The organism is Asticcacaulis solisilvae, from assembly GCF_052327315.1.
Classification (GTDB): domain Bacteria; phylum Pseudomonadota; class Alphaproteobacteria; order Caulobacterales; family Caulobacteraceae; genus Asticcacaulis; species Asticcacaulis solisilvae_B.
This window is the reverse complement of the sequence record NZ_CP166196.1, coordinates 2,957,013-2,967,500: the sequence shown is the minus strand read 5'-3', so window position 1 is coordinate 2,967,500 and position 10,488 is coordinate 2,957,013. Positions and strand designations below refer to the sequence as shown.

Genomic DNA, 10,488 nt, shown 5'->3' with positions numbered 1-10,488 from the left:
GTTGAAGGTAAGGTAACACTTACTGGAGGACCGAACCGATATCTGTTGAAAAAGATTCGGATGACTTGTGGATAGGGGTGAAAGGCCAATCAAACCTGGACATAGCTGGTTCTCCGCGAAATCTATTTAGGTAGAGCGTCAGATGAATACCTCAGGGGGTAGAGCACTGGATGGATGCGGGCGGCGCGAGCTGTACCAATTCTAACCAAACTCCGAATACCTGAGAGTACTATCTGGCAGACACACGGCGGGTGCTAACGTCCGTCGTGAAAAGGGAAACAACCCTAACCATCATCTAAGGCCCCCAAGTTATGGCTAAGTGGGAAACGATGTGGGATTGCTTTGACAATCAGGAGGTTGGCTTAGAAGCAGCCATCCTTTAAAGAAAGCGTAACAGCTCACTGATCAAGCGATCCTGCGCGGAAAATGTAACGGGGCTCAAGCCATACGCCGAAGATATGGGTTCACGTAAGTGAGCGGTAGCGGAGCGTTCCGTAAGCCTGTGAAGGTCAATCGCGAGGTTGGCTGGAGGTATCGGAAGTGAGAATGCTGACATGAGTAGCGATAAAGAGTGTGAGAGACACTCTCGCCGAAAGACCAAGGGTTCCTGCGTAAAGCTAATCTGCGCAGGGTTAGCCAGCCCCTAAGGCGAGGCCGAAAGGCGTAGTCGATGGGAATCCGGTAAATATTCCGGAGCCAGTGTGAAGTGACGGATGGCATAACTTGTACGGGCTTATTGGATTGTCCGTGCAGGGGCGTTGTCCCTGGAAATAACTCACACAGAGACTGTACCCGAAACCGACACAGGTGGTCAGGTAGAGCATACCAAGGCGCTTGAGAGAACTATGCTGAAGGAACTCGGCAAATTACACGCGTAACTTCGGGATAAGCGTGACTCACCCTGGGCAACCGGGACTGAGTGGCACAAACTAGGGGGTAGCGACTGTTTATCAAAAACACAGGGCTCTGCGAAGCTGTAAAGCGACGTATAGGGTCTGACGCCTGCCCGGTGCCGGAAGGTTAAAAGGAGTGGTGCAAGCTGCGAATTGAAGCCCCGGTAAACGGCGGCCGTAACTATAACGGTCCTAAGGTAGCGAAATTCCTTGTCGGGTAAGTTCCGACCTGCACGAATGGCGTAACGACTTCCCCACTGTCTCCAGCATAGGCTCAGCGAAATTGAATTCCCCGTGAAGATGCGGGGTTCCCGCGGTCAGACGGAAAGACCCTATGAACCTTTACTATAGCTTCGCCTTGGCGTTAGCAGCAACATGTGTAGGATAGGTGGGAGGCTATGAAACCGGGGCGCCAGTCTCGGTGGAGCCATCCTTGAAATACCACCCTTATTGCTGCTGACGTCTAACCGAGATCCGTCTATCCGGGTCCGGGACATGGCGTGGTGGGTAGTTTGACTGGGGCGGTCGCCTCCCAAAGTGTAACGGAGGCGCGCGATGGTGGGCTCAGAGCGGTCGGAAATCGCTCGACGAGTGCAATGGCATAAGCCCGCCTGACTGCGAGACTGACAAGTCGAGCAGAGACGAAAGTCGGCCATAGTGATCCGGTGGTCCTTCGTGGACGGGCCATCGCTCAACGGATAAAAGGTACTCTAGGGATAACAGGCTGATTTTGCCCAAGAGTCCATATCGACGGCAAAGTTTGGCACCTCGATGTCGGCTCATCACATCCTGGGGCTGGAGCAGGTCCCAAGGGTATGGCTGTTCGCCATTTAAAGTGGTACGTGAGCTGGGTTCAGAACGTCGTGAGACAGTTTGGTCCCTATCTGCCGTGGGTGTTCGAGACTTGAGAGGATCTGTCCCTAGTACGAGAGGACCGGGATGGACATACCTCTGGTGGACCTGTCGTGGCGCCAGCCGCGCAGCAGGGTAGCTAAGTATGGACGGGATAACCGCTGAAAGCATCTAAGCGGGAAACCCACCTCAAAACAAGGTCTCGCTGAGGATCGTGGAAGACTACCACGTTGATAGGCCGGATGTGGAAGCCCCGCGAGGGGTGAAGCTAACCGGTACTAATAATCCGATCGGCTTGATCGTTCCTCTACAAAACGCATTCCCTTTAAAACAATGTCTTCTCCACACTGTGCTTGGTTGACCTGGTGGCTATGCCGGAAGGTCCCCACCCGATCCCATTCCGAACTCGGTCGTTAAGCCTTCCTGGGCCAATGGTACTTCGTCTTAAGGCGCGGGAGAGTAGGTCGTCGCCAGGTCTACCAAGCACAGTGTACACAACCCTTCTTCATAATATCTTGGCGCGGGATGGAGCAGCCCGGTAGCTCGTCAGGCTCATAACCTGAAGGTCGTAGGTTCAAATCCTGCTCCCGCAACCAACGTTTACGCAAAAAGCCCCGCCAACAGCGGGGCTTTTTGCGTTTAAATTCACGCCTTCATCATGTCTGCCTGCCGGTGAACCAGTTTCCATTCATCGTCTTCCTTGCGGAAGAGTTCCGTAATGCGCAGTGTCATCGGCGTGGACTTCCCGTCCGTTTCAACGACGGCATGCTGAAGTCCGGCCCAATAGGCGATCTTGTCGTCGGAAGCCTGCTGCAGGATTTCGAGCCGGCTTTCACCATGGGGGCCGAATGACTTCGCCCCCTTGCGATAGGATTCGGCGATCGTCGTCGCTCCCCTGGCCACCTTTCCGTCCGGCCCGAAAAAGGTTGCGGGTTCCTGTGCAGTCGAGAGATTGCTGACGGGGTCGCCGTCGCCACGCATATAGGCGGATGCGGCATCGATACGTGTGGCCATAAAGCTTTCAAAGTCGGACATATCTGTCTCCTGGAACGACTGCGAAGGCGTTAGCCATGACGGCATGGCTATCAGGGCGCAATAGTTGCGATGGCGCTGCGACTTAAACCCTTGTAAGGGCGGCTGCTGATCTCGATTTTAGCCCAACAGCCACCCTGTCCCGGCGCGATTTTGCAGCGGTTTCACTACCGTTCGGCACATCATTCGACCGGAGGAGCCACGTCATGGCAACCATCAATACCTCGGACAACACGAACAGTTCCAACACGGCCATCATCATTCTGGCTGTCGTCATCATCGCGGCTCTGGCCGTGGCCGCCATCTACTACATGCAGAACGGCAATGCGCCGGCCACCAATACCAGCACCGATACCTATACCGAACGCAACATCACGACCGTGGAAAAGGTTCCGGCGCAGGTCGGCAATGCGGTCAACAGCGCGGCCAATAATGCGGCCGACAATGCTGCCAATCCGCCGGTGCAAACCACCCAGCCGGCGCCGCAGCCCGCGCCCGCGCCGGCCGATAATGCTCCGGTCAACGGCCAGTAAGCCTCTGATAAAACGGAAAGCCGCCCGGGATGGGCGGCTTTTTCATGTCAGAAATGCTGGCTGACCGATAGCCAGACGGTGCGCGGCCGCAGGGGAGTGATCTGGCTGGAGCCATCGACGCTGAACGGGTTGCCGTAGGCGAAGCTGTTACTGTGAACGCCGGTCGCATTGGTGACGCGAACACCGATGCGCGTCGCCCCGAGGGGCAAGGTCGAAGACAGGTCCAGATTGGTGTAGGGATCCATGCGCACATCGCGCAGCGGACCATAATTGAGCGGCGAGGGGCCGCGATATGACAAGGTGGCGCTGTTCTCGAGCCTGTAGCCGAGGACCGCCTGGTACCAGTCGGCGCTAAGGCTAGCCGATGTGCGCGCGATATAGGGCATCCCGCCGCCTTCATCCTTCGAGAACTGAGGGTTCGGCTTGGTCAGCTGCGGATTGTTGACCTGGGCCGCCAGATGCAACAGGACGTCCGGAGTCACAGTCCAGTCCAGTTCGGCCTCCGCCCCCGTATTATTGCCGTCGCCGATGTTGACGACGATGGGCAGGCCCGTTGCGCGTAACTGGTCGCTCTGGATGCCGCGCCATTCCACCTGATAGGTCGTAAGATTCAGGCGCCAGCGATTGTCCGGAGTATTGAACTTCACGCCGAGCTCATAGCAGTCGAGCGCATCGCCGCGGTAGACCTGGGGGATCGGCGTCATCACCTGGGTCGTCGTGTTGAAGCCGCCGGTGCGGAAACCGTCGGCGGCCTGAACATAGATCAGTACACCCGGGCGGGGGTGATAGCTGGCGGAGAGGCTGTGCGCCAGGTGATGGCCATAAATGTCGCCATCGATAGTGCCCGAAGCCGCGTAGCCGATGAGATGAACATTGCTGATGCGGCTGTCGGTGTCGTGCCGGGTCTGCGTCGCGCGCAGACTGGCCGCGATCGTCCAGTCTTTCGTCAGGTCGTAGCTGAGGCCGCCGAACAGCGCGGCATCATTGACGTCGTCGCGGCGCATTTCGCTGTAGAGGGTGTTATGGTCGAAGACGTCGCTGAGGTTCGGCCGGAACTTTTCCGCGCTGCGCGCTAGGAAGACGCCGCCCAGCCAGCGCAGGCGTCCCTCCGTCGGCGACAGCACGCTGAATTCGGCCGTCGACAGCGATATCGACTGGTCTTCCTCGTAGAACAGCACGCCCGAATTGGGGATCGAGACATACCGTTGCACCGGTTGCGCGTCATATCCCGTCGACAGGCGGTGATGGAGATGGTTGAGGCTCAGCTTGAAAGTATTGCGGCCCCAATTGCCTTCGACGCCGGCGGACATGTCTTCGAAGCCGTTGTCATGGGGTTCCGCCAGCGCCGTTTCGCGATGATAGGGCGGCCGTTTGCTGAAAACATACTGGCTGTTTTCGGAGTTGAGGCGCTGGGCGATGGCTGACGCCGTCACGGTCAGGTCGGGCGATACCGGCCAGGCGAACGAAAGCCTCCCGCCGAAGCGGTTGGTGGTGTTGGTCGCGTGATGTCCGGCGACGTCTTCATTGATGAAGCCGCCGGTCTGGTCCTGGTACAGCACGGCGCGCAGTCCCGCGCGGCGATCGAACACAGGCAGGTTGATCATCGCCGTGCCGCGCCAGGACATGTTGCCGCCCGCGGTCGCGCCAACGCCGGCGCCGAGGTCGGCTTCGAAACGGTCGATCAACGGTTTGTTGGACACCAGGCGGACCACGCCGGCCATCGAGCCCTGGCCATACAGGGCGCCCTGCGGGCCTTTCAGCACTTCGACCCGCGCCATGTCGACCAGCAGAAGATCAGGGTCCGGCGCGTTGTAGGTCAGGGCGGAGTCGTCGAGATAGAGCCCGACCGTCGACTGCGTCCGGCCGGTCAGGACGCTGTCGGACACCCCGCGCAGCAGGATTTTGTCGCGTCCCGGGCCGAGATTGGTGACCGCCATGCCCGCCACGCGGCTGGCCAGTTGCGGCAGGTCCAGGTCGTCACCGTCGAGCACGCGGCTGGACACCACGCTGACAGACCGGGGGATGCGGGTCAGGGCGACAGGGCGACGGGTGATGACGACGTCTTCGACGGGCGCCAGGGCGGGTGCGGGCGCCTGTTTTCGGGCCACCGGTGTCACGGCCTTCGGTTCGGGCTTCAGGTCGAGACGGAAGGTATTGGCGTTGAAACGGCGGATGTCGCAGCGGCTGCCGTTCAGCAGCAGGCGCAGGGCCTGTTCCGCCTTCATGCGGCCCTTGACGGCGGCCGCGCGGCCTTCGCAACGGGCAGGATCGACGCCGCCGATCGACAGGCCGGTTTGCGTGGCCAGGGTCACGAGGGCGCCGGGCAGGGGGCCGGCCGGAATGTCGATGGGATAGGCAGGATCGGCCGCATGGGCCAGCGCCGGAATGCCGCCGCTAAGAGCGACGACCACCAGCGACACGGCGAAGGACAATGCCTTGCGCAGTCTCGTGGGCATCGAGCGAGAGAAAATCTTCCAGCCGCCCGACAACCGAGCTCTCCGAGTCCAGGGTCAGGATGGCCGTAAGCCGCAGCTTCCCGGTCGCATCGTCTACAACAATAGGCTTGTCGTAGTAGCGGTTGAGATCCGCGACCACGTCCGACAAGGCCTGATCCTTATAGATAGCATGGGAGGTTTGCCACGCAAAGGCCGTTTGCGGGTCGCCGTGGGTGACGCGGCTGCTCGTATCACCATCGGTATGCATGCCGGTGTCGCCGGCGCGAAGCATGAGAACATCCGCACCCGAGCCCTGGGGCGCCAGGCTGACGGCGCCTTCGCGCACGGTTACGCGTACGGCGCCGGCCTGACGCAGGACGTTGAATTCGGTGCCGATGTCGGTCAGGCGTACGTCGCCGGTATCGACGATGAACGGATGCTTTTCGTCGTGAACGACGCGCAGGGCCACTTCACCGCGCTCAAGCACGACGGCGCGGCGCTTGTCTTCCATGCGCACCGAGACGCGCGTATCGGTATTGAGCATCAGCACCGAACCGTCGGCCAGGGTGATGCTCTGCTTTTGCCCCTTGGCCGTGGCGTAGGTGGTGGTGGGAATGTCGCGATGGGCCAGCATCGGCAGGCACGCCACGGCGACGAGGGTCGCAGCGATGGCGCCTGCGGCCCAGGTCACGGTCCGGCGAGCGGCCCCGTTTCTGGACAGGCGTCCGTCGAGGACGCGCGACAGCGAAACGACATTGCCGGCAGGTTCGGCAACAGCGTGTTCAGCCGAGGTCTGCAGGTCGATCCCGTACCAGGTGCTGAGCGCACGGCGGTACGCGTCGGCATGGGCGTCGGACGCCTCCAGCCAGTCGGTCAGGGCAATGATTTCGGCTTCGCGCACGGATTCGCTCTGACTACGCACCACCCACTGGGCAGCGGCCAGTTCGATCTCGTCGATATCGCCAGAATTACGCGCCATGAACTCCCAACCTTGGCCTGTCGATTACAAGACACCGCCGTTTGTGACAACCCGCAAGAAAAATCACGCCGAATCCGTAAATATGCCGTTGACGGCTGTTTCCCTGCAACGGTTCAGGGCCCGGGGCCTGCGCGGGAACCCGGCCTGAGACGCGCCGTCAGGTGCTTGAGCGCGGCGCCGAGATGCTTTTCGACCGAACTCAGCGATATACCGAGCCGGGCCGCAACCTGGGCCTGCGAAACGCCATCGAACTTGTGCAGCCGGAAGATGGCTTGGGTACGTTCGGGCAGGTCCTCGACCGCTTTTGTGAACTCGGCCATCTGCTGGCGGCCGCTGACGGCGTCTTCGGGGGACGGCGCGCCGTCGGCGGCGTCCTCGCGGCCGTCGTGGTGCACCGAATGCCAGGCCGTGTCGCGGCGCCGGCTATTGTCCAGCGTGCGGATCTGGTTGCGATGGATATTGTGCGCCATGCGGAAAAGAAAGGCGGTGGCGTCGTCTATGACCCGCGTGTCGTCCGCCGGAATCGCTTCGATCCTGAGATAGAGGTCCTGGACAATATCTTCGGCCAGGGCGGCATCGTTGGCCACCCGTGTGAAATAGCGCACGAGCAGGTCCCGTTTCTCGACATAGGCCTTGAACAGAATGTCGCGCGAGAACGAGGACACGGTATCTCCGAAGGGCGAAGCAGGGGCGAACTCATGGCATTGCGTCAGGACACTGACAAGCCGGGATGCCGTGGCAGGCGAGCGGCCAGGTGGCGTCTTATGGAAAATTTATAATTTTTTTCGACGGGTACAAGGAAAATAATGAAATTAATTCAATGAATTAATTTGCCGTTCGCAGTGTCCTGAAAAATATTTTTACAGAATTTTTACGGCGATTTACGGGTTCGGGCCAGTAGCGGTGTCTCGTCATTGTAAGGGCTCGCGTGGCTGGCGCGGACCTGACAATGCGCCGGGGAGGTCAGGGCAGACCGCCGGGACCCCGGCGCACCCTCTTTTTACAGGGTGTGGCAACAGTGCGCGGGCGTATTCTGAACATCATGCTGGCTTCGGGCCGGGGCGGCGTTGAGACCATGGCGCTCCGCTATCACGAGGCCCTGCACGCCGAAGGCTACGATGTCATGAGCATCGGCCACCCGAAAGGTGTGCTGGCCGACGGCCTGGGCGGCCTGCGCTTCAGCGCCCTCGACACCCTCTGCAATCATGATCCGATCGCCGCCCTGCGTATCGCGCAGATCGTTCGCAGCTTCCGTCCGGATACCATCCTGATGCACGGCAACCGCGCGACGGGCCTTTGCCTGATGCCGTTCGTCGCTGGCGAGGCGCGCACCGTCCAGGTCCTGCACAATCGCTGCTACAAGCCGCACCTGAAGCGCGTCGATGCCGCCATGTGCGTCAGCGCCAATGTCAGCCAGGGCCTGGCTGAGGCCTATCCTGAGGTCCGCCGCATCGAAGTCTCCAACTTCGCCCACCTCAATGCCCGTCCGGTCAAGCTGCGTCCCGGACGCCCGCCGGTGATCGGCGCCATGGGCCGCCTGCATGAGGTCAAGCGCTTCGACCTGCTGATCGAATCCGCCGCGCGCCTGCGCGATGCCGGTTGCGACTTCACCCTGCGCATTGCGGGCGAAGGCCCCGAGCGCGCGGCGCTCGAGGCGCTGGTCGCCAGCCTGAACCTTGGCGACCGTGTCGAATTCGCCGGCTGGATCGGCGATCCGCAGGCCTTCCTGTCGGAAATCGACCTGTTCGTCGTGTCGTCGCGCTATGAATCGTTCGGCCTTGTCCTGGTCGAAGCCATGGCGGCCGGTGTTCCGGTCGTCTCGGCCGACATAGACGGGCCCAGCACCGTCCTGGAAGGCGGCCGCTACGGCACGCTGTTCCGTGGCGGCAATGCCGACAGCCTGACCGAGGCGGTAACCGCCGTGTTTGCCGACTGGAACAGCGCCCTGCGCCGCGCGCGCCGGGCCCAGGGCCATGCGCTGGCGACATACGGTTTCGTCGCCGGGCAGCGCCGCCTGACCGATGCGCTGCGCCAGTTGCATCACGAAGACAGCTTCTGGATCGAAGCGCCCGCAGCCGCGCCGGCCTATGCCGTTTTCGCCGCCGAATAGGCTTGCCGCGGCCGGCGACTGTCCGTAAATCGTTGAACGGACAGGAAGACCGGCCTTGGCACGAAAAACCACCGAACTCTGGCACACGGGCATCGTGGCGGCGCCGATCGCCGGACTGATGACGTCCGATGCCCTGCATTCGGCGGAAATCCACTGGTTGCCCGATCCCGGAGCCTTTCGTTTTATTGCCGATCCGTTCGGCATCTGGCGGCAGGGGCGGCTGACCATCCTGGCCGAGGCGCTGGACTACCGGGTCAAGCGCGGTGAAATCCATTATTTTATCCTCGACGAAACGGGGGGCGTGGCAGCGCAGGGGCTGGCATTGCGCGAGCCGTTTCATCTGTCTTATCCGGTTCTGCTGACCGAGGGCGACGACGTCTTCATGCTGCCGGAAGGTCACCGCAGCGGCAAGCTGACCCTTTATCGCGCAGAGCATTTTCCCGACCGTTGGCTACCGGCGCAGACGCTTCTCGACCTGCCGGCAATCGACGCCAGTCCTGTGCGTTACGGCGGGCGCTGGTGGATGTTTTTTGCGCTGCCGGGCGACGACAACCGCGCCATGCGCGAATTGCACGTGGCCTTTGCCGACAGCCTGCACGGGCCGTGGCATCTGCATCCGGCCAATCCGGTGCGCAACGGCCTTGACTCGGCGCGGCCGGGCGGGACGCCGTTCGAGCACGACGGCACGCTCCATCTGCCGACCCAGGACTGCGTCGGCGGCTATGGCCGTGGGATCAGCCTGCTGCGTTTCGATATGCTGAGCGAAACGCGTGTCGAGACCTCGGTCGTGTCGAGCCTGAAGCCGCAGGGCCTGCGCGGCGGCTGGGACGATGGTCTCCACACCTTGTCGGCGGCCGGCAATGTCACCCTGATTGACGTCAAGCGCCTCGATCCATCGCCGGGCCGTGTCTGGATAGACCTGCAACGCCGCCTGCGCCGCCTTTTGCCGTGATCCTTTACGCCGACGATTACATGGTGGTGGCCGACAAGCCGTCCGGCCTGCTGAGCGTGCCCGGGCGCGGTCCGGACAAGCAGGACTGTCTTGTCACGCGGGTCCAGGCCGAATTCCCCGACGTCCTGACGGTCCACCGTCTCGACATGGCGACCTCGGGCCTGATTGTGCTTGGACGGGGAGCGGAGGCGCAGCGCCGGCTGTCGATCGCATTCAGCGAACGTCGGGTCGAAAAGCGTTATGCCGCGGTGGTCGCGGGCACCGTAGACGCCGATACCGGCGAAATCGACCTGCCGCTGATCACCGACTGGCCGAACCGTCCGAAGCAGATGATCGACCATGACATCGGCAAGCCGTCCTTGACGCGCTTCCGCGTCGTCGGTCGCGGAGAGGGGCGGACGCGGATGGCGCTTGAGCCCGTCACGGGCCGGTCGCACCAGCTGCGCGTCCATATGATGGCCCTGGGGCATCCGATCCTCGGCGATGTCTTCTACGCGCCGCCGGAGATCGCCGCGGCGAGCGAACGCCTGTTGCTTCACGCCGAGCACCTGGTCGTCCCGCATCCTGATACGGGCGTAAACATAACTTTTATCAGCGCGCCTTCGTTTTGACGAACGCTTGAAGCCACGGCGCAAACCCTCCTATAACACCGCAAAACAATCAGGATGGAGACCGTTATGCGCGTGGGATGGATCAGTTTGG

8 protein-coding genes, 1 tRNA gene and 2 rRNA genes (1 of these 11 cut by a window edge) are annotated in these 10,488 nt (G+C 61.5%); 7 read left to right on the top strand and 4 right to left on the bottom strand.

What is annotated here, in order from left to right:
* From AB8717_RS14060 to AB8717_RS14050, 3 genes are all read left to right on the top strand, one after another.
* Positions 1-2,048, top strand: a 23S ribosomal RNA gene (locus AB8717_RS14060) (it extends 824 nt beyond the left edge of the window).
* Positions 2,049-2,106: 58 nt separating this feature from the next.
* Positions 2,107-2,221: ribosomal RNA gene (rrf, locus tag AB8717_RS14055) — 5S ribosomal RNA — on the top strand.
* Between the two features lie 43 nt (positions 2,222-2,264).
* Positions 2,265-2,341: transfer RNA gene (locus AB8717_RS14050), tRNA-Met, on the top strand.
* Between the two features lie 49 nt (positions 2,342-2,390).
* Here AB8717_RS14050 and AB8717_RS14045 read toward each other — a convergent pair.
* Complete coding sequence (locus AB8717_RS14045; RefSeq protein ID WP_443747954.1) at positions 2,391-2,780, bottom strand: YybH family protein; 390 nt, start codon at positions 2,778-2,780, stop codon at positions 2,391-2,393.
* Positions 2,781-2,983: 203 nt separating this feature from the next.
* Here AB8717_RS14045 and AB8717_RS14040 point away from each other — a divergent pair, with 203 nt between their 5' ends.
* Complete coding sequence (locus AB8717_RS14040; protein WP_443747953.1) at positions 2,984-3,310, top strand: hypothetical protein; 327 nt, start codon at positions 2,984-2,986, stop codon at positions 3,308-3,310.
* Between the two features lie 47 nt (positions 3,311-3,357).
* On the opposite strand, the gene AB8717_RS14035 is transcribed toward AB8717_RS14040, so the two are convergent.
* From AB8717_RS14035 to AB8717_RS14025, 3 genes are all read right to left on the bottom strand, one after another.
* A complete protein-coding gene (locus tag AB8717_RS14035; RefSeq protein WP_443747952.1) occupies positions 3,358-5,766 on the bottom strand; it encodes a TonB-dependent receptor domain-containing protein in 2,409 nt (802 codons plus the stop codon).
* A complete protein-coding gene (locus AB8717_RS14030) occupies positions 5,705-6,724 on the bottom strand; it encodes a FecR family protein (protein ID WP_443747951.1) in 1,020 nt (339 codons plus the stop codon). The genes AB8717_RS14035 and AB8717_RS14030 overlap by 62 nt, the downstream gene beginning before the upstream one ends.
* 113 nt (positions 6,725-6,837) lie before the next feature.
* Positions 6,838-7,389 (bottom strand): RNA polymerase sigma factor, encoded by a 552-nt coding sequence (locus AB8717_RS14025; protein WP_443747950.1) that lies wholly within the window; start codon positions 7,387-7,389, stop codon positions 6,838-6,840.
* 353 nt (positions 7,390-7,742) lie between these two features.
* On the opposite strand from AB8717_RS14025, the gene AB8717_RS14020 reads away from it, so the two are divergent.
* From AB8717_RS14020 to AB8717_RS14010, 3 genes are read left to right on the top strand one after another with little or no spacing between them, the layout of a single operon-like run.
* Complete coding sequence (locus AB8717_RS14020; protein WP_443747949.1) at positions 7,743-8,834, top strand: glycosyltransferase; 1,092 nt, start codon at positions 7,743-7,745, stop codon at positions 8,832-8,834.
* Positions 8,835-8,889: 55 nt separating this feature from the next.
* The gene (locus AB8717_RS14015) at positions 8,890-9,786 is read left to right on the top strand and encodes a glucosamine inositolphosphorylceramide transferase family protein (RefSeq protein WP_443747948.1); all 897 of its coding nucleotides are present in this window, start codon (positions 8,890-8,892) and stop codon (positions 9,784-9,786) included.
* Positions 9,783-10,397: a pseudouridine synthase gene (locus AB8717_RS14010; protein WP_443747947.1), complete on the top strand. Its 615-nt coding sequence runs from the start codon at positions 9,783-9,785 to the stop codon at positions 10,395-10,397. Before AB8717_RS14015 ends, AB8717_RS14010 begins: the two co-directional genes overlap by 4 nt.
* The last annotated feature ends 91 nt before the right edge of the window (positions 10,398-10,488 follow it).

Bases quoted from the DNA above. Each gene is read 5' to 3' on its own strand.
- AB8717_RS14045 (WP_443747954.1), bottom strand. From the start codon at position 2,780: ATGTCCGACTTTGAAAGCTTTATGGCCACACGTATCGATGCCGCATCC.
- AB8717_RS14040 (WP_443747953.1), top strand. From the start codon at position 2,984: ATGGCAACCATCAATACCTCGGACAACACGAACAGTTCCAACACGGCC.
- AB8717_RS14035 (WP_443747952.1), bottom strand. From the start codon at position 5,766: ATGCCCACGAGACTGCGCAAGGCATTGTCCTTCGCCGTGTCGCTGGTG.
- AB8717_RS14030 (WP_443747951.1), bottom strand. From the start codon at position 6,724: ATGGCGCGTAATTCTGGCGATATCGACGAGATCGAACTGGCCGCTGCC.